Origin of the sequence: Streptomyces dangxiongensis (assembly GCF_003675325.1) — a bacterium.
GTDB lineage: Bacteria > Actinomycetota > Actinomycetes > Streptomycetales > Streptomycetaceae > Streptomyces > Streptomyces dangxiongensis.
The window spans coordinates 5,410,338-5,431,476 of the sequence record NZ_CP033073.1; the positions used below are offsets into that span (position 1 = coordinate 5,410,338).

Here is a 21,139-nt window from a genome sequence, read left to right on the forward strand (position 1 = left end):
CTGCCGCCCCCTTCAGCAGCGATCATCCTGGAGGTCGCCCCCCGTGCAGACCCAGATCGTCGCCCAGACCGACAGCAGCGCCCGCTCCACCGCGGACGAACCGGACGCGGAGACGGACGTCCTCAGGGCCGTACCCCCGCAGGGCCGCGCCGCCCGGCACCCCGAGGCCCCGGCCGCCGGGGTGTCCGACGAGGACCCCGGAGAACCGGCCGAAGCGGCGGAACCGGCGGAGATCGAGGAGGCCGAGGACGTCACCGAACCCGTCGAGGCCCCGGCCGTCGCCCGGGCCGAGTCCGGCGGCCCCTCGGCCGACCTGTTCCGCCAGTACCTGCGCGAGATCGGCCGCATCCCGCTGCTCACCGCCGCCGAGGAGGTCGAGCTGGCCCGCCGGGTCGAGGCCGGCCTGTTCGCCGAGGAGAAGCTGGTCAGCACGCCCGACCTGGACAGCCGGCTGGCGCACGACCTGGACCGCCTGGTGGTCATGGGCCGGATGGCCAAGCGCCGGCTCATCGAGGCCAACCTGCGCCTGGTGGTGTCCGTCGCCAAGCGGTACGTCGGCCGCGGACTGACCATGCTGGACCTCGTCCAGGAGGGCAACCTCGGGCTCATCCGGGCCGTGGAGAAGTTCGACTACGCGCGCGGCTACAAGTTCTCCACGTACGCCACCTGGTGGATCCGTCAGGCCATGTCCCGGGCCCTGGCCGACCAGGCCCGCACCATCCGCGTCCCGGTCCACGTCGTGGAGCTGATCAACCGGGTCGTCCGCGTCCAGCGGCGGCTGCTCCAGGAGCGCGGCTGCGAGCCGACGGCGGACGAGGTCGCCGCCCACCTGGACCTGCCGCCCGAGCGGATCGGCGAGGTGCTGCGGCTCGCCCAGGAACCGGTGTCGCTGCACGCCCCGGTCGGCGAGGAGGACGATGTCGCCCTCGGTGACCTCATCGAGGACGGCGACGCGGCCAGCCCCGTGGAGTCGGCGGCGTTCCTGCTGCTGCGCCAGCACCTGGAGGCCGTGCTGTCCACGCTGGGGGAGCGGGAGCGGAAGGTCGTCCAGCTCCGCTACGGCCTGGCCGACGGCCGCCCCCGCACCCTGGAGGAGATCGGCCGCATCTTCGGGGTGACCCGGGAGCGGATACGGCAGATCGAGTCCAAGACCCTGAACAAACTCCGCGACCACGCCTTCGCGGACCAGCTCAGGGGCTACCTGGACTGACCGGGGGCCGCCCGGCGGCGGCCCCCGGCCGCCTAGTCCACCTCGGCGACGGCCTGCGCGAACTGGGCCTGGTACAGGCGGGCGTAGGCGCCGCCGGCCGCCAGCAGCTCGGCGTGCGCGCCCTGTTCCACGATGGACCCGTTCTCCATGACGAGGATGACGTCGGCGTCCCGGATCGTCGACAGCCGGTGCGCGATCACGAACGACGTGCGCCCGGCCGCCAGTTTGGCCATCGCCTTCTGGATCAGCACCTCCGTGCGCGTGTCGACGGAACTCGTCGCCTCGTCCAGCACCAGGATCACCGGGTCGGACAGGAACGCCCGCGCGATGGTGATGAGCTGCTTCTCGCCGGCGCTGACGCCCGTGCCCTCGTCGTCGAGCACGGTGTCGTACCCGTCGGGGAGCGTGCGGACGAACCGGTCGGCGTGCGCCGCCCGCGCCGCCTCCTCGATCTCCCCGCGCGTGACCTCCCGCGAGGCGCCGTACGCGATGTTCTCCGCGATGGTGCCGCCGAACAGCCAGGTGTCCTGGAGCACCATGCCGATCCCGGCCCGCAGTTCGTCGCGGGACATCCTGCGGATGTCGACCCCGTCGAGCGTGATCCGCCCGCCGGAGACGTCGTAGAACCGCATCAGCAGGTTGACCAGCGTGGTCTTGCCCGCACCGGTCGGGCCGACGATGGCCACCGTGTGCCCCGGCTCCACCGCGAGGTTCAGGTCCTCGATCAGCGGCTTCTCGGGGTCGTACCGGAACGACACGTGCTCCAGCCGCACCCGGCCGCGCAGCTCCTCGGGCCGCTCGCCCGGCACCGGGTCCGCCTCCTGCTCCTCCGCGTCCAGGAGTTCGAAGACCCGCTCGGCCGAGGCGACACCGGACTGCACCAGGTTCGCCATCGACGCGACCTGCGTCAGCGGCATCGAGAACTGCCGCGAGTACTGGATGAAGGCCTGCACGTCACCGATGGACAGGGCGCCGGACGCGACCCGCAGCCCGCCGACGACCGCCACCAGCACGTAGTTGAGGTTGGACACGAACATCATCAGCGGCTGCATGACGCCGCTGTTGAACTGCGCCCTGAACCCGGCCTCGTACAGCGCCTCGTTCTGCTCGGCGAACTGCCGCGCCGACTCCGCCTGCCGCCCGAAGACCTTCACCAGGGCGTGCCCGGTGTACATCTCCTCGACGTGCGCGTTCAGCTTGCCGGTGGACCGCCACTGCTGCACGAAGTGCGGCTGCGACCGCTTGCCGACCCGGGTGGCGACCACGAACGACAGCGGGACGGTGACGAGCGCGACCAGCGCCAGGATCCAGGAGACCCAGAACATCATCGCGAGGACGCCGACGATGGTCAGCACCGAGTTGATCAACTGGCCCATCGACTGCTGGAGCGTCTGCCCGATGTTGTCGATGTCGTTGGTCGCCCGGGACAGCACCTCACCGCGCTGACGCTTGTCGAAGTACGACAGCGGCAGCCGCGACAGCTTCTTCTGCACGTCCTCGCGCAGCCGGTACATCGTGCGGTTCACGGCCCGGTTCACCAGCCGGGTCGCGACCGCCATCAGCAGACCGGCGACCAGGAAGGTGCCGAGCGCGAACAGCAGGACGCGGCCGACGGCGTCGAAGTCGATGCCCTGGCCCGGCGTGAAGTCGGTGCTCTTGAGCATGTCCGCGACCCGGCCCTGGCCGTGCTCGCGCATCCTCGCCAGGACCTGTGCCTTCGTGGCGCCGTCCGGCATCTGCCGGCCGATGAGGCCGGAGAACACCAGGTCGGTGGCGCGCCCGAGGATCTTCGGGCCGATCACGCTCAGGCCCACGCTGACGACCACGCAGAGCAGCAGCGTGTAGATCGTGACGCGTTCCGGTCTGAACTGGGCGACGAGCCGTCTGCCCGACCCCTTGAAGTCCATCGAGCGCTGGTCCGGGCCGCCCCCGGCCATCATGCGTCCCATGGGCCCGGCCATCAGGCGGCCTCCGCTTCCGTCAGTTGGGAGAGCACGATCTCCCGGTAGGTCTCGTTGGACGCCATCAGTTCGGCGTGCCGGCCGGAGCCGACCACGCGGCCCTCGTCGAGCACGATGATCCGGTCGGCGTCCCGGATGGTCGCCACCCGCTGGGCGACGATGACGACGGTCGCCTCGGCGGTCTCCCGGATGAGCGCGGCGCGCAGGGCCGCGTCGGTCGCGTAGTCGAGCGCGGAGAAGGAGTCGTCGAACAGGTAGATCCCGGGGCGCTGCACCAGGGTGCGCGCGATGGCCAGGCGCTGGCGCTGGCCGCCGGAGACGTTGGTGCCGCCCTGCGCGATCGGGGCGTCCAGGCCGCCCTCCAGCTTCCGCACGAAGCCCTCGGCCTGTGCCACCTCCAGCGCGTGCCACAGCTCCTCGTCGGTGGCGTCCGGGTTGCCGTAACGGAGGTTGGTGGCGACGGTGCCCGCGAACAGGTACGGCTTCTGCGGGACGAGCCCCACGGTCCTCGCGAGCAGCGCCGGATCGACGGACCGGACGTCCACGCCGTTGACCAGCACCTCGCCCTCGGTGGCGTCGAACAGCCGGGGGACGAGTCCGAGCAGCGTCGACTTGCCGCTGCCGGTGGAGCCGATCACGGCGGTCGTCTCGCCGGGCCGGGCCACCAGGCCGACGGCCTTCAGCACCGGCTCCTCGGCGCCCGGATAGCGGAAGCCCGCGTCCCGGATCTCCAGGTGTCCGTGCCCGCGCAGCTCCCGGACCGGGGCGGCCGGCGGTACGACGCTGGACTCCGTCCCGAGGACCTCCTCGATCCGCTCGGCGCACACCTCGGCGCGCGGCACCATCATGAACATGAAGGTCGCCATCATCACCGACATGACGATCTGCATCAGATACGCGAGGAACGCGGTCAGGTCGCCGATCGCCATCTCGCCGCTGTCGATCCGGTGGGCGCCGAACCAGACCACCGCGAGGGACGACAGGTTCACCACCGTCATGACGATCGGGAACATCAGGGCGAGCATCCGGCCGGTGGCGAGCTGCATCCCGGTCAGCTCGGCGTTCGCCTCGCCGAACCGGCCCTGCTCGTACTCGTCCCGGACGAAGGCGCGGATGACCCGGTTGCCGGTGATCTGCTCGCGCAGCACCCGGTTCACCGTGTCCAGGCGGACCTGCATCGACCGGAACAGCGGGCGGAGCCGGCGCACGATGAGCGTCACGCAGACACCGAGCACGGGTACGACCGCGGCCAGTACCCCGGACAGCGGCACGTCCAGGCCGAGCGCCAGCACGATCCCGCCCACGCACATGATGGGCGCCGACACCATCAGGGTGAACGTCATCAGGGCCAGCATCTGGACCTGCTGCACGTCGTTCGTCGTACGGGTGATGAGCGAGGGGGCCCCGAAATGACCGACCTCACGCGCGGAGAACGACTGGACGCGGTCGAAGACGGCACCGCGCACGTCCCGGCCGAGGGCGGAGGCGGTCCGGGCGCCGTGGTACACGGCACCGATGTTGCACACGACCTGGGCCAGCGAGATGCCGATCATCAGGGCGCCGAAAGACAGGATGTACCCGGTGTCACCCTTCACCACACCGTTGTCGATGATGTCGGCGTTCAGGGTGGGCAGGTAGAGGGTGGCGCAGGTCTGGAGGAACTGGAGCAGCACCAGGAAGGCGATGGGTTTCTTGTAGGGCCTGAGATAGGTCCGCAGAAGTCGTATGAGCACGCTACGTCTCTCGGAGTCGGCGACAGGGCTGGACGGTTGCCCCTGGCCCCTATCGTCGGGCACACCACCCGTGTTACCCCAACCGATTAACCCGACCGGTCCGGTGCGCGCCGCGTCATGACCGGAACGCCCCCGGATGGGTCTGTTCCCGCACCGCCGTGAACTGCTGCCGTACCGCCTGCCCCACGGCCAGCTCCTCGCCCGGTTCCAGCACCTGCGCCGCCGCGCCCTGCCAGGCCGGCGGGTTCCGCGGGTCGAGGGTGCCCTGCGACACCCCGAGCGCCCAGGCCGCCTGCCGGGCCGCGCCGATCGCCGCGTAGTCCGCGGGCTGCGGCACGACGACCTGCGCGCCGAACAGCGAGGGCGCCGAGGCCTGCACGGCGGACAGCCCCCCGGCCGGGCCGAGCAGGAAGATCCGCCGCACCTCCACACCCCGCCCGCGCAGCACGTCCAGCGCGTCGGCGAGCCCGCACAGCATGCCCTCGAACGCGGCCCGCGCCAGGTGCTCCGGCTTCATCGACTCCCGCCGCAGCCCCGACAGGGTCCCCGCGGTGTGCGGCAGGTTCGGCGTCCGCTCACCCTCCAGATAGGGCAGCAGCACCAGGCCGTGCGCGCCCGGCGTGGACTTCGCCGCCAGGTCGGACAGGCTCTCCAGGTCCGCCAGCCCGAGCAGTTCGGCGGTGCCGCGCAGCGTGCGTACGGCGTTCAGGGTGGTGACGACCGGCAGGTGCATGCCGGTGGCGTCGGCGAGGGAGGTGATCATCCCGGACTGGTCGGCGAGCGCCTCCGGATGGACGGCCATCACGGACCCGGACGCGCCGAGCGAGACGACGGCGTCCCCGAGCCCGATCCCGAGCCCGAACGCGGCGGCCATGGTCTCCCCGGTCCCGGCGGATATCAGCAGCCCCTCCGGGGTCGTACCGGCCGCGTCCGAGGGGCCGATCACCTCCGGCAGCATCGCCTGGTGACCGAGGGCCAGCTCGATCAGCTCGGGCCGGTAGGCGCCGGTGGCCGCCGACCAGTACCCCGTGCCGGAGGCCCCGCCGCGGTCGGTGGTGCGGCGCGCCGGCCGTCCCAGTAGCTGCCAGACCAGCCAGTCGTGGGCCTGGAGCAGGACGGTGGCGCGCCGCGCGTTCTCCGGTTCGTTCTTCGCCAGCCAGCGCAGTTTGGTGACCGGCTGGGCGGCCTGCGGAACGCTTCCGACTGCCTGTGCCCAGGCCTCCCGGCCGCCGAGCGCGTCCACGAGGTCCGCCGCCGCGACCTGCGCGCGCTTGTCGCCGCCGACCAGTGCCGGGCGGACGGTGTTGCCCTGGGCGTCCAGCGGGATCAGCGCGTTCTGCTGCGAGGAGACGCCGATGGCCTGCACGCCCTCCAGCAGACCGCCGCCCGCGGCCTCGCCCAGGGAGAGCAGCCAGGCCTGCGGGTCGACGTCACTGGGCCGCCCCCCGTCCGGCGCCTCGACCGGATGAGGGGCGTACCCCTGCCTCAGCACGGCGCCCGTGTCCGTGTCGCAGACCACGATGCGCGTGAAATCGGGCGAGCTGTCCAAGCCGGCGACTATCCCCATGCCTACGAATTTTGCCGTATCCGCGGGGCTGGTCCGGCCGAGGGGCCGCGGCGGTCGCCGGCGCCGGGCAACGGCCTCAGGTGGTGCTGGTGCCCCAGTCGTCCTCACCCGTGCCGTTGACGCCGCGCTCGCGCAGGGACCGCACCCGCTGGGCGACGGACTCCGGGACGTGGTCGCCGACCTTGTCGCTGACCGTGTGGAAGGCCTTGCCGGCGTAGACACGGCCCTGCTGGGCGGCCGTCTCGGCGGTGTTGCGCACGGCAGGGTTCTGGGTGACCTGCCGTGCGGACTTCTTCAACTGCTCGTAGCGCTCGCGTCCGGCCCTCGTGCCGAGTACGTAACCGAGGGACAGTCCGGCGAGGAACGTGAGCCGGTAGCGCATGGCTGCCACCCTTCCCGTGCGTTGGTTTCTGGTGCGGCGCTGACCCCGAGGGGAAGCGATTGGCGGAGCACCCCCCTGCTTGCGCTAATGTATGTGTCGCAGCGAGCGTCCGCCCCCTGGCGAATACCCAGGTAGGTACGATCGATGCAATCGAGGCGATCCTCCGTAGCTCAATTGGCAGAGCAGCCGGCTGTTAACCGGCAGGTTACTGGTTCGAGTCCAGTCGGGGGAGCTTCGGTCCTCCGTAGCTCAATTGGCAGAGCAGCCGGCTGTTAACCGGCAGGTTACTGGTTCGAGTCCAGTCGGGGGAGCGCTGAACGAGGACCCCCGCAGGGGTCCTTTTTCATGTCCGCGGGAACCGCCGGGCCCGGCGTCGCCGTCCTCGGGATCATGAGCAGCGCGGAAGCCGACCATCCGAAGCAGGAGATCGTATGAGCGGCTATGCTGCGGCAGACGGCGCGCACACATGTACGCGACACGCCGCGATGGGGCGGTAGCTCAGCCGGTTAGAGCAGCGGACTCATAATCCGTCGGCCGTGGGTTCGAGTCCCACCCGCCCCACCCGACAGTGCAGGCGCAGAATCGATGCGACCTGCTAGGACGGATGAACGGTGGCCGCCACGCCGAGGCGGCGACCACCGTTCACCCGCGCGGGCCACGCAGTTGAACGGCCGTCACCCTCTTTACTTGTCACGTGCCCCCCATCCCGTTCACCGTCCGCGTCCCATGGCCGTGCCCCATGTCCCGCGTCCCGTGGCCCGCAGACCGCCCGGGGCGGTGCGGTGCGGCCGGGGCGTCCCTACGGTGAAGGGGTACCGCCTCTTCGTGAGGCCCCCTCGCGGGCCGCGCCGGCAGGGCCGGGCCCGGAAGGAGAACGGTCGCATTGCCACCTCCGCCCCGGACCCCGCCCGGCACACCCGACGCCGACCCCGCCCGCCCGGCGGGCCCCGACCCCACCGGCCCGGATCTCCCCGGCCTGCTCGATGCGGCACGCCGGCGGGCTCCCGGTGCGGTCGCGCTGCGCCGCGCCCTGCACCGCAGCCCGGAGACGGGCCTGGACCTGCCCGCCACCCAGCGCCTGGTCCTGGACGCGCTCGACGGCCTCGGCCTGGAGATCCGCACCGGCCGCGCCCTGTCCTCCGTGACCGCGACCCTCACCGGGGCCGGCGACGGCCCGACGATCCTGCTGCGCTCCGACATGGACGCGCTGCCGGTCACCGAGGACACCGGGCTGCCGTTCGCCTCGCGGACCCCCGGGCTGATGCACGCGTGCGGGCACGACGCCCACATGGCGATGCTGGTGGGCGCCGCACGGCTGCTGGCCGGACGGCGCGAGGCGTTCGCCGGGCGCGTGGTGTTCATGTTCCAGCCCGGCGAGGAGGGCGACCACGGAGCCCGCCACATGATCGCGGAAGGGGTGCTGGAGGCCTCCGGCAGCCGGGCCGACGCGGCCTTCGCCCTGCACGTACAGCCCACCCTGCCCGCCGGGACGGTGTGGCTGCGCCCCGGACCGCAGATGGCGGCCTCCGACCGGTTCCGGATCCTGGTCCGCGGGCGCGGCGGCCACGCGTCGGCACCGCACACCACGTGCGACCCGGTGCCCGTGGCCTGCGAGATCGTGCTCGCCCTCCAGACGACAGTCAGCCGCGGCCTCGCCGCCGACGACAGCGCCGTCCTCAGCGTGACGCGGCTGGAAGCGGGCACCGCCCCGGGCGTCGTCCCGGACACCGCGGAGCTGGGCGGCACCGTGCGCACCCTGTCCGGGCGGACCCGGCGGCGGCTGCACGAGGCGATCGCCCGGGTCGCCCACGGGGTGGCCGCGGCGCACGGAGCGACGGCGGAGGCGACCGTCACACCCGGCTACCCGGTCACCGTCAACGACGCCGGGTTCACCGGGTTCGTCCTGCGCACCGCCGGGGAGGCGCTCGGCGCCGGGGCGGTGGGCGTGCTGCCGGCCGCGCCGCTGACGGCGGAGGACTTCTCCTACGTCCTCCAGGAGGTCCCCGGCGCCCTGGCCTTCCTCGGCGCCTGCCCGCCGGGCCGGTCCCCGGACGAGGCCCCGTCCCTGCACTCGTCCCGCACGGGCATCGACGAGGAGGTCATCGCCACGGGCATCGCCTGCGAGGCCGCCGTGGCCCTGGCCTTCCTAGCCGACCGCGGAGCGCGGCCGACCCGGTGACCGCCCCGTACGGGCCGTCCGCCCCGGACACAGGGGTCGTCCACCCCGGACAAGGGGTCGCCCGCCCCGCGAACCGGAGCAGGTCGTCGCCCACCCCGTCCTTCCGTCCCGTGCTCGACGCGGACGGGCTGCGGGACATCCCGGCACGTGATCTTCCGCGGCATGCGCGAGGTCCCGGCGGGCTGCGTGGTCCGCGTGAACCGCTCGGGCCTCACCGAGGAGCGCTACTGGCAGCTCCACGTGGCCGAGCACACCGACTCCCTGGACGACACCGTCCGGACGGTGCGCGAACTCCTCGCGTCCGTCGTGGAACAGCAGATGGTCGTACCCGGGGCCTGGACCGCATCCGCTCCTGCTCGGTCAGCGACCCCGACCTGCCCATCGCCAAGGGCGACGACTGCTGTTCAGCATTGAAGGCCGCCACAACTACCGGGGCAACGAGGTCGTCCTCACCCCCGACCTGCTCGCCAAGCTCGACCTGGCCACCTACGAACGGGACTGCCACAGCGCGGCCGTCGCCGAGGTCGACGCCGGCCGTCACCTGGACGACCCCGCCGAGGCCCGCTACCGCGAGGTCACCTACCTAGCCCTCACCCGCCACGCCCAGGTGCTCTTCGACCGCAAGGACCGCATGAGCATGACCTGCGGACTGGAGGTCCGCGTGCCCTTCGCCGACCACGGCTGGTCGAGTACACCTTCAACATCCCCTGGGCGATGAAGAGTTTCGACGGCCGGGAGAAGAGCCTGCTGCGCGCGGCCATGAATGCCGAGGCCTACAACCGGACCCTGCGCGAGCGCCTCGCCGAGCTGGTCCGCGCCGGCTCCGGCCCGCTCGACCCGTTCCTCTCGCCGGAACTCGGAGCACGGGTACGGCGCGAGGGCGCCGCGGCACTGGAGCAGGGCATGAGCCGGGCCGCGCTGGAGACGACCCTCCAGCTCGACGCCTGGCTGCGCACGTACGACGTGGACGTCGTGCTCTGAGCCGCTCCGGCCGCCGGACACGGAAGGGGGCACGGGCCGCCCCCCGGGCGCGGATGGGGTGATGGACGGTCCTGTCCGGCGGCCATACTTGTCCGCATGGAACGCATCGGGGGATACCTCGTCGAGCGCCGGCTCGGCGAGGGCGGCATGGGCACGGTCCACCTCGCACGGACGCGCGGCGGACGGGCCGTCGCGCTGAAGGTCGCCAAGCCCGAACTGGCCGCCGACCCGGTCTTCCGCGAGCGGTTCCGCAGCGAGGTCGAGGCGGCTCGGGCGGTGGGCGGCTTCCACACGGCGCCGGTGGTAGACGCCGACGTCACCGGCGACCCGCTCTGGCTGGCCACCGCCTACATCCCCGGGCCCACCCTCGCGGCCCGGCTCGCCGCCGACGGCGCCATGGACGAGCCGCGGCTGCGGGCCCTGGGAGCCGCCCTCGCCGAGGCCCTGGAGTCCATCCACTCCTGCGGCCTGGTCCACCGCGACCTGAAGCCGGGCAACATCATCATGGCCGACGACGGGCCGCGCGTCCTGGACTTCGGCATCGCCCGGGCCGTGGAGTCCACCCGCCTCACCGCCACCGGCACCGCCTTCGGCACCCCCGGCTTCCTCGCGCCCGAGCAGGCCCTGGGGCACGACGTGACCGGCGCCGCCGACGTGTTCGCCCTCGGAGCCGTGCTGGTGGCGGCGGCGGGCGGCACCGCGTGGGGCGAGGGCACCCCGATGGGGCTGATGTACCGCTCGGTGCACGAGCCGCCGGACCTGTCCGCCGTACCGGCCGCCCTGGCGGACGTCGTGGCCGCCTGTCTGGCCAAGGAGCCCGCGGACCGGCCCACGCCCACCGCGCTGCTGGACCTGCTGACCGGCTCCGCCCCGCCGCCGGCCCACCCGCTGACCCCGTACCCACCGACGACGCTCACCCCGCCCCCGCCGCCGCAGGTGCCCACCGCGCCCCCGCAGATGCCCACCGCGCCCCCGCCGGTGTTCCTCCCGGCGGCGCAGGGGTTCGGCGCGCCCCCGCCGCCCCCGTACCAGCAGCCCGTGCAGGCCGCCACGCCCGCGCACCTGCCCGCCGCCGCGCCGCCGGCCCCCTACGGTTTCGGGCCGCCGGTCCCGTACGGCAGCCCGGAGGCCGTCCTCGCCGACGCGCAGGCCGGCGTGGTCGTCAACGCCGCCGGGGTGCTCCTGGAGATCGCGGGCACCACCGCGGACTTCCCGTGGGACGAGATCGCGCACGTCGAACGCACCTGGCGCGGCAACCGTCTCACCGTCACCGTCCGGCTGTGGGACGGCGGTGTGTACTCCTGCGAGCTGAACGCCCGCCGCAAGGCCCGGCTGAGCACCTGGGTGACCCAGCTCGACCCGGTCCTCGGCCGGTACCTGACCCGGTAGCCGGCCCACGGCAACCGCCCCGACGCGGGCACGACTTGACCCGTTCAGGCTTGAACGGGCCATGTCCTGGGCACGGACCTCCTACCGGCGTCCAGCCGGGGGGTGTCGGCAGGAGGAGGGCGTCATGGACCGTCGGATCCGGGTACGTGTCAGCCGGCGGCCCGCCGCGCCGCGAGGGCAGGAGATCGACCGCAGGACGCCCTCGGGACGCATCCTGCCGTACTGAACCGGCCGCCCCCTGGCTCCGGCCGCCCGGCGCGTTCCCCGCGCGGTTCGCCCCGCCCGGTCCGGGGTGCGGACACGTGCACCGGCCCGTCGTGTCCGGGCCTTCGGCCCCCGGGGCCGGCCGGAGGCGCATACTGGGCGCTCGTGTATCTGTGCAGCGGGGGGATGGCGTGAGCGGAACCGAGCCGGGAAGGCCCCAGCGGGTCGTTGTCGTGCCCACGCCCGCCGTGCCGCGACTCGATGTGTACCCGCTGAGCGGGCGGACCGGACTGCGGGCGGCGGGCGAGGTCAGCCTGCCCACGCGGGGCATCTGGGAACGCGCGCTGGAGCGGGCCGTTCGCGAGGGCGATGACGTGTATCACTTGGAGCTTTCCGCGCTGACCTTCGTCGACGTCGCGGGCGCCGGCGCGCTGGCGGACGCGGCCCGGCGCCGGGGCGAGCGGCGGCGGCTGGTGCTGGACCGGCCCCCGGCCGTCCTGCCACGCATGCTGGACCTGCTGTGGCCCGGACTCCGGGGGATCGAGGTGTCGGCGTCATGACCGCAGTCGTCGAGGCCCGGTCCGCCGAGGCCGCCGACCCGTTCGTGCACCCCGCCCTGTTCTACGCCGGCGCACGGGAGTACGTGTCCGGCACCGTCCCCTTCGTCCGGGCGGCGCTGGCCGCCGGGGAGCCGGTCGCGGTGGCGGTGCCCGGCGAGAACCTGCGCCTCATCCAGGACGAGCTGGGCGCCGACGGCGACGCCGTACGGTTCCTGGACATGCGGGAGGCCGGCCGCAACCCCGGCCGGATCATCCCCGGCGTGCTGCGGGCCTTCGCCGACGCCCAGCCGCCCGGCCGGCGGGTCCGCATCATCGGCGAGCCGGTGTGGGCGGGCCGCAGCCCGGCCGAGTACCCGGCCTGCGCCCAGCACGAGGCGCTGATCAACGCCGCGTTCCAGGGCCGCGAGATCACCATCCTGTGCCCGTACGACACCTCCCGCCTGGACGAGCGGGCGCTCGCCGACGCGCACGCCACCCACCCCGTCCTCATCCCGGCCGGCTCCGCGGGCGAGCGGGCGAGCGCCGCCTACGACCCGGACGGGGTGGTCGCCCGCTACAACGAGCCGCTGCCACCGGTGCCGGACGGCCCGGACCTGCTCTCCGTCGGCTTCCACAAGGACGTGCTCTCCGCCGTCCGGCACTCGGCCACCGACCACGGCGCCCGGCTGGGCCTGTCCGGCCTGGCCCTGGAGAACCTGACGCTGATCACCGCCGAGCTGACCACCAACAGCGTCGTCCACGGCGGCGGCACGGGCGTGCTCACGGTGTGGCCCGACAGCGGGTCCGTGCTGTGCCAGGTCCGCGACGGGGGCCGCCTCGCCGACCCGCTGGCCGGCCGCCGGCCCGTCGCCCGCGACCAGCGCGGCGGACGCGGTCTGCTGCTGGTCAACCTGGTGGCGGACCTGGTGCGGGTCCACGCCGGACCCGAGGGGACGACCATCCGGGCCTACCTGGGCCGCTGAGCCGCCGCCGGCCTCAGGCGGCCAGGGGGTTCAGCACCAGCGGCTCGATCCGGCCCTCCAGCATGTCGCCCAGGCCCTGCGCCGCGCAGATGTCGGGCCGTTCGGCGATGTGCACCGGCATCCCCGTCGCCTGCCGCAGCATCTGGTCGAAGCCGGGCAGCCGCGCGGAGCCGCCGACCATGGTGATCCCGCGGTCGGCGAGATCGGCCACCAGGTCGGGCGGGCAGTCGCGCAGCACCTTGCCGATCCCGTCCAGGACGGCCGTCAGCGGGGTCTGGATCGCGCCGCGCACGGCGGCGGTGTCCACCCGCACACTGCGCGGCAGGCCCGTCACCACGTCCCGGCCGTGGATCTCCGCGGACGCCGGCCCCTGCGAGGTGAGCCCGTTGCCCGACAGGGCGAGCTGGAGCGGCCGTACCGACTGGCTGGGCAGCATCAGCTCGTGCTCGTGCCGCAGGTGCTGCACGATGGCGTGGTCCACGGCCTCGCCGCCCACCGGGACCCGCTCGGCGGCGACGATGGACCCCATCGACAGCACCGCGACCTGGGTGGCCGCCGCCCCGCACACCATGATCATGGTGGCCTCGGCCCGTTCCACCGGCAGCCCGCACCCCACGGCCGCCGCGATGAGCGTGTCCACCAGCTCCACCCGCCTGGCCCCGAGCCCGACCAGCGTCTCGATCGTCGCCCGCTGGGCCAGCGGATCGGCGTCGTGCGGGGTGCAGGCCGCCGCGCGCAGCCGGGGCTTGCGGCGCAGCGCCCGGCGCGTCCTGTCGCCGAGCAGGTGCCGCAGCATCCGCTGGGCCATCTCGATGTCGACCACGGTGCCCCCGGAGATGGGCCGCACGACCCGGATGTAGTCCGGGGTCCGTCCCGTCATCTGCTCCGCGAACTCGCCCACCGCGATGAGCGCGCCGGACCGCGTGTTCACGGCCGCGACCGACGGCTGGTCGACGACCAGGCCGGTGCCCTTCACGTACACGCGGGTACGCGCCGCGCCCAGGTCGACGGCGAAGTGACAGCGGCGCAACTGCTCCAGGCTGACGGTCACGGCAGCTCCTCCCGGGTGCGCGGGCCTCGGCGTCCCGCCTGGTCGGCGGGCTCACTGGACATGCTGCGCGGCACCGGGGGCGGGCGCCTTCCCTGGGCGGCCGGGCGGGGCGCCGCTGAACGGGGGTAATTCCGGGCCGCTGCGGAGTGTCGGCCGGACAGCACCCCCCTTCACAGGGAACGGGCGGCCTCCAGCAGCGGTTCGAGGGACGACACGGTGACCTCGCTGCCCTCCTCGCGCAGCCGCCGGCGCCCCGGCGGCGGTGGGGGGCGTATCCGATGAAGCGGAGGCCGAGCTGCTGGGCGGCGGTGAGTTCGGCGACCGAGGAGCTGATCAGGACGCCGCCGCGGGCCGGTGTGCCGCGGGCCCGCAGGGCGCGCAGCAGACAGTCGGGGTGGGGCGTCAGCAGGCCGAGGTCGGCGCGGCGGCCGTGGACGCCCGCGAGCGGCAGCCGGCAGGGCTCCAGGTAACGCTGGACGGCCGGGGTGCTGACGTCCGTCACCACGCTGACGCGCCGGCCGGAGCGGTGCAGGGCGCGCACCAGCGCGAGGGAGCGGTGCGTCGTGGGCGCGTCGGGGACGGCGCGCAGTTCCAGGTCGTCCAGGCGTGCCCGCAGCAGGGGACCGAGCCGGTCGTGGGCGAAGGCGCGCAGCAGGTCCAGCGGATGGGTGAACGCCTCGCGGCCGACGGGTCCGGCGAGGGGCAGTGGCCGGCCCGTCAGCGCGTCCTGCGGATCGCGGTGGTCGGCCACGACGGACAGCAGGTCGAGGACGGCCTCCCGGGCCCGCTGCGCCGGGAACAGCCGGGCGAGGGGACCGTCGAAGCCGATCAGCACCGTCTGGGCGTCGTCCAGGAGGGCCGACAGCCGGCGGCGCGACGGGACCGGCGGCTCCGCCTCCGGTGCGGGCGCCCACTCGGGGACCAACTGCACGGTGTACGACACCGCCAGCCCCGGCACCGGCCACGCGTCGACCCCCGCGTTCACCGCCCGCTGGGCCGCGCCCGCGCGGCGCAGCGGATGGTGGCGCGTGAGCGGGGCCGCCGCGGCGGTGAGATGCGCCAGCAGGAGCCCGGGGACGCCGGTGGTCTCGGCGCGGACGAAGGCGATGGGGTCCTCGACGCGCCAGGACAGCTTGACCGCGGCCTTGAACGCGCCCTTCCCGGAACTCGGCAGGGACACCAGGTGCCGGGCCTCGTGCGGGGTGAGGTCGACCGTGTAGTACGTCTCCGGGCGGGGCGCGCGGGTGCCGTACGGCTGGATCGGGTCGAGCAGGGTCAGCGGGCCGCCGGGCCGCGTGTGCACGATCGCCGTGCGGCCCGGGGTGGGGACGCCCAGCTCGTGCAGATCGGGCGTGATGAACGGGCCCCGCACCAGGTCGCGTTCACCGGGCTCGGGGGACCTCGGGCCCAGCAGGCAGTACCAGGCGGCCGGCGGACTGTCCGGGGCGCTGTCGCGGAAGAGCGGCCGGAACGGCGGGGAGCGCCGGGCGGCGGAGCTGGCGGCGAAGCCGTCGTACAGCGCGGGCGGTACGACGACCACGATGTCCGCGGCCGCCTCCGGCGGCCGGACGGACGGCTCCCCGAACGTCACCCCGAGCCGGGGCGGGTCGGTCAGCCGGCTCAGCGCCTGGGGGAGTTCCCGCAGGACGGCGACGAGGGCGGGCAGCAGATAGGCGTCCGGCTCGGTGCGTACCAGGTAGCCGTCCGGACGGACGTCCACCGCGTACTGGCGGGGGCCGAGGGAACCGCGGGCCAGGACCTCGTGCACGGCGGCTTCGAGCGTGATGCGGGCCTCCGGCCGGCCGCTGAGGTCATCGGCCGAGAACCGGATCCCGGAGCGGCCGACGGGGACCCCGTCCCCGTCCCGGGCCCCGGCGTCGGCGCTGGGGGTGTGCTCCCGGTGCGGCGTGGCCGCTACCGAGAGCCGGCGCACGCTGTCCTCGCTGACCGTGGCGAACGGGTCGTCCTCCGCCGCCGTGCCCGCGCCCCGCGCGGCGGGCACCGACGCCCGGAACTCGCCCGGCGCCCGGCCCGCCCGCCGGTCGATGAACTCGCCCACGCGTTCCAGGAGTCCGGCGGTGCTGTTGCGGGCGGTGCGCGGCAGGCCGAGCAGGAGCAGTTCCCGCACCCCGTCCCGGAAGGCGTAGGCGCCGGGCGGGCCGCCCCGGGACGGTGACGAGCATGCCGCTCAGGACGATCTCGGCCAGGTGCTGGGGGCGGGGTTCGGGTTCGACGGCGGCCTGGACCAGGCGCATGACCGGCAGGTCGGGGCGCCCCACCGCGAGATGGCCGGCCAGCCGGAACGCCTCGGGGGGAGGCGGTCGCCCGGAACCGCAGCACCAGTTCCTCGGCGGACAGCGCGCCGACGTCCGTGCGGTCCTCGGCGTCCGCCGGGAGCGGCCGGCCCAGCTCGGCGACCGCGCCGGGCACCTCCCCGCCGCCCGGCGCCGTGAGCAGCGCCGCCCAGTGCGCCAGCCAGCGCGGTTCCGGCTCCAGCACGGGGAGGGGCACGGTGTCCACGGCCGGCTCGTGCGCGTGCCGCTCGTACGGGGTGAACATGAGCGTCGCCGAGGGCGCCACGGGGTGCGGGGCCGACAGGCGGCCGGGCGTGGCGGGAAGCGCCGTGTCCCGCCACAGATGCTCCGGGAGCGGCTGGACGACGGCGAGGGGCGTGCGTCGTGCCCAGCGGCGCAGGGTGGCGTACCAGCGGGTGCCGGCGGGGCCCTCCCGCCACTGCGGGCCCATGCAGTCGCTGATCAGGAGGGTGACGGTGCGGCCGCCGTCGCCGGGGGCGTGCGTGTCGGCGCCGCGTACGGTGCCGTCGGCGGCGGCCCGGTACAGGGCGACCGTGCGGAAGGTGCCCGACTGGGCCAGGGCCGTGTGCAGTTCGCGGATCAGGGGCCGCCAGACCGGCATCGTGGGCCCGGTGTCGTACACCAGGTTCAGGCGCAGCCAGCGCTCCTGGGCGGGGCGCAGCACGGGCAGCCACCACTCGGGGGCGGCGCCCAGGCGGGCGATGCGGTCGGCGGTCGCCCGCTCGTCCAGCTCGCGGCCGACGGGCGCGTCGACGCGGCGCCCCAGCGGGCGCAGCGCGCGCTGGAGCGCGAGGGGGTGGCGCAGCATCGGGGGCGCCGGGGCCAGCAGCGTGGTGCGGGGCCGGCCCGCCGGTGCGGGGGCGGGGAGGTGGGAGGGCAGGTGCAGGGGGACGCGGGAGGGCGGCCCGGGGGCTCGGGCCGGTGCGGGCGCAGGGTCCCGGTCCGCCGGGCGGGAGGGCCGGGGCGCCGGCCGGTCCGTGGGCGGCCGGGTGGGCGGCGGCTTCGGGGGCGGTGGTGCCTGCTCCGGGGCCGGCGGCTGCCCGGTGGTCTCGCCGTCCGTGGCGCCGGGGCTCATGTGTCCGGCCAGCCACAGCAGTTCTGCCAGTTCGAGCGGGGTCGGGCGCACCCCGTGGGCCGCCTCGGCCAGGATGCCGGCCAGGCGGACCACGGGGTCCGGGGAACCGGCGCGGTCAGAAGACATCGGACTGCGCCGCCTGCCCGAGGTACGGCATCAGCCGTTCGGCCAGCCGGTCGAGGGACTCGGTGTCCAGGTCGGCGGAGCGGGCCAGGTAGATCGCGTTGAGGAGCTGGTCGGTGGCCAGGTCGCCGACGCCCGCCCGGGACAGGAAGCGGTCGATCAGGGTCCGCGCGTACGCGTCCGGTTCCCCCAGGTGGGCGCGGACGATCTCGGCGAGGTGCCGGTCGTCCGGCTGCCGCAGGTGCAGCGTGACGCAGCGGCGCAGGAAGGCGGGCGGGAACTCGCGCTCGCCGTTGCTGGTGAGGACGACGAACGGGAAGGCCCGGCAGCGGACCCGGCCGTGCGCCACCGGCACCCGCTCGTCGGCGCCGTCGGCCAGCACCTCGGCGACGCCGTCCGGTGCGAGGCGGGCGGCGCGCACCAGCTCGGGAATCTCGTACTGGCCCTCCTCCAGCACGTTCAGCAGGTCGTTGGGCAGGTCGAGGTCGCTCTTGTCGATCTCGTCGATGAGCAGGGCGCGGGGCCGGTCGTAGGGCAGCAGGGCGGTGCCGAGCGGGCCGAGGCGCAGATGGTCCTCGATGCCCGACCCGCCGGCCGCCCCCTCCGCCCGCCCGTCCTGGCCGGCCGGTCCGCCGGGGCCGGTCCGGCCGGTCCGGTCGGTCCGGGTGACCACCTGCCGGGCCGAGTACAGCCGCGACAGCGGGTCGTACTGGTACAGGCCGTCGTGCAGCGTGCTGCGGCTGGTGATGTTCCAGCGCAGGACCGGACCGAGCCGCAGCTCACGGGCGACCGCGTACACGAGGGAGGACTTGCCGGTGCCCGGCGGCCCGGTGACCAGCAGCGGGCGGCGCAGGTACAGGGCCGCGTTGACGAGCTGGACCGTCTGCTCCGTGGCCTGGTACGTCTCGGCGCGGTGCATGCGGTCGGGTGAGACGGCGGAGGCCTCGGTGACCGCGTCGGGCGCCCGGAGCACCGGCCCGCCGTCGAAGGCCCGCCACGGCGGTGGCGGGGGCAGCTTCCCGATGCCGTCGTGCGGCTCGTTCGTACCGGTATAGACGGGCCACAGGGGCATTTGCTCTTCTTCTCCGTGGGGGGCGGTCGGTCAGACGACGGGGGAGTGCAGGCTCGCGGTGGCCTCGGGGAAGCAGCGCGGGTCGTCCCAGAGGAGCTGGAGGTCTCGCGCCCAGTGCAGGTCCGGCTCGTCGGCGGCGTCCGCGGCCAGCCGCAGGGACAGGATGTGGCGCGGGAGTTCGGCGGGCGGGACCTCCGCGACCGACACGGCTAGCTGGTCGAGGAACGCCCCGCCGGGGCAGGGCTGTTCCGTGGGCCCGGGGTGGCCCGGGTCCGTGTGCGCGGTGTGGGGGCAGCCGGTCCGGGACCACAGCAGGACGGGGACGGGCACGGTGAGACCGACCTCGAAGTGGCCGCGTGCCGCCGTGGGCGGGGAGGCGTAGCCGGCCAGTCCGGCGTCGCCGTCCCACAGCCGCTTGCGCAGGCTCGGCGGGCGCTCGGCGGTGCCGCACTCCACGCGGTGCACCTCGACCCCCTGTCCGGCGGAGTCCAGCTTCTGCCACTTCTTGCGAAGCTGGTGGCGCAGCCGGCCACTGTGGTGGCGTGCCCGGTCGGTCACCACGAGGGGATACGCGCACCCGAGGGGGGTGCTGTCCTCCGCGCCGCACTCCCAGTGCGCCACCGCCTCGTTGAGCCACTCGCGCGGCAGGACGAACGTCACCAGCTCGTCGGCGTCCGGGGCGAGCTGGGCGACGGCCTCGTCGATGCGGCTCTGGACGTAGGCCCGCACACCGGTCCGCGGCAGCCGGCCCGCGCCCACCGGACGGCGCTGTCCGTCGCGGTACGCGGACACCTCCACGGTCACCTGGTCGGGACCGGCGCCGCTGTGCTCGATCTCGACGACGACCGGAGCCCAGGCCGGCGACGCCGGAGGGGCGGGAGGGGCCGGGGCCGCGTCCAGCAGTTCCCCGAGGCGGGCGGCGAACCGGTTCACCGCCTCCGGATCCGGCACCTCCCACTGCACGTACGCGGCAGCCGCCCACAGGGAGGGGAAGCCGCCCGCGGGCAGGGGCGGCCCGAACGCGCCCACCGCGTCCACGTAGAGCCGGTTCGGATCGCAGCCGCGGCCGGCGTCCGAGTCGCCTCCGCGGCCGGCGCCCGCGGCCCGCCGCAGCAGGGCGTACAGCCGCCGGCGGCTGTCGTCCCGGTGGCCGGGGGTGGGCACCAGCTCGCCCAGTTCGGGCCAGTACCGGGCCATCACGTCCAGCGGCAGCATCCGGCCCTTGCGCACCGCCGGCGCGTCCAGGGCCGCGGTGACCATGCCGGCGACCCTGCCGTCCGGCAGGGTCGCCGCCGCCCCGCTGAATCCGGCCACGAGCGGCTGCCCGTGCCCGTGCCAGGCGACCAGTTCCAGCCACTCGCCGGCGATCAACTGGCCGGAGACGGCCTGGTACTCGGCGAGGGTGCCCTCGTCGTAACCCTCGGGGAAGCCGTACGCGATCAGTTTGGGGTACGGCTCCGTGTACGCGGCGTCCGGCGGCGCGAAGCCGGCCGGCGCGAGCGGGACGTCCCGCTCCAGTTCCAGTACGGCCACGTCACCGGGGTCGGTGACGTCGCCCGCCCAGCCGCCGTGGGCGACGACCGAGGCGGACAGCTCGCCCAGCTCCCGGGCGTGCGGGAAGGAGACGGTCACCGCCGCCGTGCCGCTGCCCTCGACCACGTGGGCACAGGTGAGGACCCGGCGGCCGGTGATCAGGAACCCGGCCCCCACCTCGTGGCCGCAGACGATCCGGGCGTGCCAGGCAGCACTGCTCATCACCGGTCGGCGGCCTCCGGGACCGGCGCGGCCTGGCCCGGCACACTCCGCCCCGGCGCGGGCTCCGCGGGTGCCGTCGGCTCCGGCTGCTGTCCGGGGGACCAGCTCAGCTTGACCACCAGGTGGCCCTCCGTCGATCCCTTCGCGATGACGGCACCGGCCTCCGCGGACATCCGCACCCCGAACTCGATCTCCACCGCGTCGGGGCGCAGGCTGCCGTCCCGGAACACCCGCAGCGCGGCCGAGGCCGCCGCCCGTACGCCCTCCAGGGCGCCCTCGAAGGTCCGCGCCGCCTGCGCCGGTCCGTCGCCGCGCGAGACGAGTCGGGCACCGGACCGGGTCACCACGTCCTCCACCACGACCCGCGCGCCGTCCTCGGTCGTGAACTCCACCAGCCCGTCCATGGCGCCGCTCGCTCCCCCGTCGTACCTGACCTGCTGACAACTCTCATGGTACGGACGGCGCTTCGGGTGTCCCACCGTTGACGGCGCGCGGCGAGGTGTCGGCCGAGGTTGGCGAGAACCCGCCACCGCGCCGGCCCGGCCGCCCCGGCGGCCTTCCCGTCGCGCGCCCCGCCCGGCACTCTGCACAGCGGTCCCGGCCTCGCACACGGACGTGGA

The 21,139-nt window shown here is 74.6% G+C and carries 17 protein-coding genes, 3 tRNA genes and 1 pseudogene; 12 read left to right on the forward strand and 9 right to left on the reverse strand.

Annotation, left to right across the window (positions count from 1 at the left end):
- Window positions 1-43 precede the first annotated feature (43 nt).
- On the forward strand, window positions 44-1,210 hold the full coding sequence (locus D9753_RS24335) for an RNA polymerase sigma factor (RefSeq protein WP_121788932.1): 1,167 nt from the start codon (window positions 44-46) through the stop codon (window positions 1,208-1,210).
- A gap of 32 nt (window positions 1,211-1,242) precedes the next feature.
- Here the strand turns inward: D9753_RS24335 and D9753_RS24340 are convergent, their stop codons facing one another.
- The 4 genes from D9753_RS24340 to D9753_RS24355 all read right to left on the reverse strand — a co-directional run bounded on the left by D9753_RS24340 (window position 1,243) and on the right by D9753_RS24355 (window position 6,853).
- A complete protein-coding gene (locus D9753_RS24340; protein WP_121788933.1) occupies window positions 1,243-3,171 on the reverse strand; it encodes an ABC transporter ATP-binding protein in 1,929 nt (642 codons plus the stop codon).
- Complete coding sequence (locus D9753_RS24345; RefSeq protein WP_121788934.1) at window positions 3,171-4,904, reverse strand: ABC transporter ATP-binding protein; 1,734 nt, start codon at window positions 4,902-4,904, stop codon at window positions 3,171-3,173. The genes D9753_RS24340 and D9753_RS24345 overlap by 1 nt, the downstream gene beginning before the upstream one ends.
- A 115-nt stretch (window positions 4,905-5,019) precedes the next feature.
- Window positions 5,020-6,471 carry a xylulokinase gene (locus tag D9753_RS24350; protein ID WP_121788935.1) on the reverse strand — a complete coding sequence of 484 codons (1,452 nt, stop codon included), beginning with the start codon at window positions 6,469-6,471 and terminating at the stop codon, window positions 5,020-5,022.
- Between the two features lie 76 nt (window positions 6,472-6,547).
- Entirely contained in the window at window positions 6,548-6,853 is a 306-nt protein-coding gene (locus D9753_RS24355; protein ID WP_121788936.1) for a YtxH domain-containing protein, read from the reverse strand.
- A 159-nt stretch (window positions 6,854-7,012) separates the two neighbouring features.
- Between D9753_RS24355 and D9753_RS24360 the strand changes: the two genes are divergently transcribed.
- The 10 genes and pseudogenes from D9753_RS24360 (at window position 7,013) to D9753_RS24395 (ending at window position 13,128) form a co-directional block, all read left to right on the forward strand.
- Window positions 7,013-7,085: transfer RNA gene (locus D9753_RS24360), tRNA-Asn, on the forward strand.
- Window positions 7,086-7,091: 6 nt separating this feature from the next.
- A tRNA-Asn gene (locus D9753_RS24365) sits at window positions 7,092-7,164 on the forward strand.
- 176 nt (window positions 7,165-7,340) lie between these two features.
- Window positions 7,341-7,414, forward strand: a tRNA-Ile gene (locus tag D9753_RS24370).
- 322 nt (window positions 7,415-7,736) lie between these two features.
- The gene (locus D9753_RS24375) at window positions 7,737-9,032 is read left to right on the forward strand and encodes a M20 metallopeptidase family protein (protein ID WP_121788937.1); all 1,296 of its coding nucleotides are present in this window, start codon (window positions 7,737-7,739) and stop codon (window positions 9,030-9,032) included.
- A 162-nt stretch (window positions 9,033-9,194) separates the two neighbouring features.
- Entirely contained in the window at window positions 9,195-9,446 is a 252-nt protein-coding gene (locus tag D9753_RS38155) for a hypothetical protein (RefSeq protein WP_240468270.1), read from the forward strand.
- Between the two features lie 64 nt (window positions 9,447-9,510).
- A pseudogene (locus D9753_RS38160) lies at window positions 9,511-9,740 on the forward strand (asparagine synthase-related protein); the annotation flags it as partial.
- Window positions 9,741-9,746: 6 nt separating this feature from the next.
- Window positions 9,747-10,013, forward strand: a complete 267-nt coding sequence (locus D9753_RS38165; RefSeq protein ID WP_240468534.1) for a hypothetical protein — start codon at window positions 9,747-9,749, stop codon at window positions 10,011-10,013.
- A gap of 96 nt (window positions 10,014-10,109) precedes the next feature.
- Window positions 10,110-11,402, forward strand: a complete 1,293-nt coding sequence (locus D9753_RS24385; RefSeq protein WP_121788938.1) for a serine/threonine-protein kinase — start codon at window positions 10,110-10,112, stop codon at window positions 11,400-11,402.
- A gap of 395 nt (window positions 11,403-11,797) precedes the next feature.
- Window positions 11,798-12,166: an STAS domain-containing protein gene (locus tag D9753_RS24390; protein WP_240468271.1), complete on the forward strand. Its 369-nt coding sequence runs from the start codon at window positions 11,798-11,800 to the stop codon at window positions 12,164-12,166.
- Entirely contained in the window at window positions 12,163-13,128 is a 966-nt protein-coding gene (locus D9753_RS24395; protein WP_121788939.1) for an anti-sigma factor RsbA family regulatory protein, read from the forward strand. Before D9753_RS24390 ends, D9753_RS24395 begins: the two co-directional genes overlap by 4 nt.
- 13 nt (window positions 13,129-13,141) lie before the next feature.
- Here D9753_RS24395 and D9753_RS24400 read toward each other — a convergent pair whose 3' ends face one another.
- Window positions 13,142-14,179, reverse strand: coding sequence for a rod shape-determining protein (locus D9753_RS24400; RefSeq protein WP_121788940.1), 1,038 nt, complete (start codon window positions 14,177-14,179; stop codon window positions 13,142-13,144).
- Window positions 14,180-15,534: 1,355 nt separating this feature from the next.
- Here D9753_RS24400 and D9753_RS38170 point away from each other — a divergent pair.
- A complete protein-coding gene (locus tag D9753_RS38170; RefSeq protein ID WP_240468272.1) occupies window positions 15,535-15,852 on the forward strand; it encodes a hypothetical protein in 318 nt (105 codons plus the stop codon).
- 241 nt (window positions 15,853-16,093) lie between these two features.
- On the opposite strand, the gene D9753_RS38175 is transcribed toward D9753_RS38170, so the two are convergent.
- The 4 genes from D9753_RS38175 to D9753_RS24420 are packed head-to-tail and all read right to left on the reverse strand — an operon-like array spanning window position 16,094 to window position 20,923.
- Window positions 16,094-17,695: an SAV_2336 N-terminal domain-related protein gene (locus D9753_RS38175; protein WP_240468273.1), complete on the reverse strand. Its 1,602-nt coding sequence runs from the start codon at window positions 17,693-17,695 to the stop codon at window positions 16,094-16,096.
- Entirely contained in the window at window positions 17,685-18,764 is a 1,080-nt protein-coding gene (locus D9753_RS24410; protein WP_121788941.1) for an AAA family ATPase, read from the reverse strand. The genes D9753_RS38175 and D9753_RS24410 overlap by 11 nt, the downstream gene beginning before the upstream one ends.
- 30 nt (window positions 18,765-18,794) lie before the next feature.
- Window positions 18,795-20,519, reverse strand: coding sequence for a VMAP-C domain-containing protein (locus D9753_RS24415; RefSeq protein ID WP_240468274.1), 1,725 nt, complete (start codon window positions 20,517-20,519; stop codon window positions 18,795-18,797).
- On the reverse strand, window positions 20,519-20,923 hold the full coding sequence (locus D9753_RS24420) for a CU044_2847 family protein (protein ID WP_121788943.1): 405 nt from the start codon (window positions 20,921-20,923) through the stop codon (window positions 20,519-20,521). Before D9753_RS24420 ends, D9753_RS24415 begins: the two co-directional genes overlap by 1 nt.
- Between the last annotated feature and the right edge of the window lie 216 nt (window positions 20,924-21,139).

What these genes read in the sequence shown, in the direction of transcription:
- D9753_RS24340 (WP_121788933.1), bottom strand. Translation starts at nt 3,171, where the DNA reads ATGGCCGGGCCCATGGGACGCATGATGGCCGGGGGCGGCCCGGACCAG.
- D9753_RS24350 (WP_121788935.1), bottom strand. Translation starts at nt 6,471, where the DNA reads ATGGGGATAGTCGCCGGCTTGGACAGCTCGCCCGATTTCACGCGCATC.
- D9753_RS24355 (WP_121788936.1), bottom strand. Translation starts at nt 6,853, where the DNA reads ATGCGCTACCGGCTCACGTTCCTCGCCGGACTGTCCCTCGGTTACGTA.
- D9753_RS38155 (WP_240468270.1), top strand. Translation starts at nt 9,195, where the DNA reads ATGCGCGAGGTCCCGGCGGGCTGCGTGGTCCGCGTGAACCGCTCGGGC.
- D9753_RS38165 (WP_240468534.1), top strand. Translation starts at nt 9,747, where the DNA reads ATGAAGAGTTTCGACGGCCGGGAGAAGAGCCTGCTGCGCGCGGCCATG.
- D9753_RS24385 (WP_121788938.1), top strand. Translation starts at nt 10,110, where the DNA reads ATGGAACGCATCGGGGGATACCTCGTCGAGCGCCGGCTCGGCGAGGGC.
- D9753_RS24395 (WP_121788939.1), top strand. Translation starts at nt 12,163, where the DNA reads ATGACCGCAGTCGTCGAGGCCCGGTCCGCCGAGGCCGCCGACCCGTTC.
- D9753_RS38170 (WP_240468272.1), top strand. Translation starts at nt 15,535, where the DNA reads ATGAACGGGCCCCGCACCAGGTCGCGTTCACCGGGCTCGGGGGACCTC.
- D9753_RS38175 (WP_240468273.1), bottom strand. Translation starts at nt 17,695, where the DNA reads ATGTCTTCTGACCGCGCCGGTTCCCCGGACCCCGTGGTCCGCCTGGCC.
- D9753_RS24410 (WP_121788941.1), bottom strand. Translation starts at nt 18,764, where the DNA reads ATGCCCCTGTGGCCCGTCTATACCGGTACGAACGAGCCGCACGACGGC.
- D9753_RS24415 (WP_240468274.1), bottom strand. Translation starts at nt 20,519, where the DNA reads ATGAGCAGTGCTGCCTGGCACGCCCGGATCGTCTGCGGCCACGAGGTG.
- D9753_RS24420 (WP_121788943.1), bottom strand. Translation starts at nt 20,923, where the DNA reads ATGGACGGGCTGGTGGAGTTCACGACCGAGGACGGCGCGCGGGTCGTG.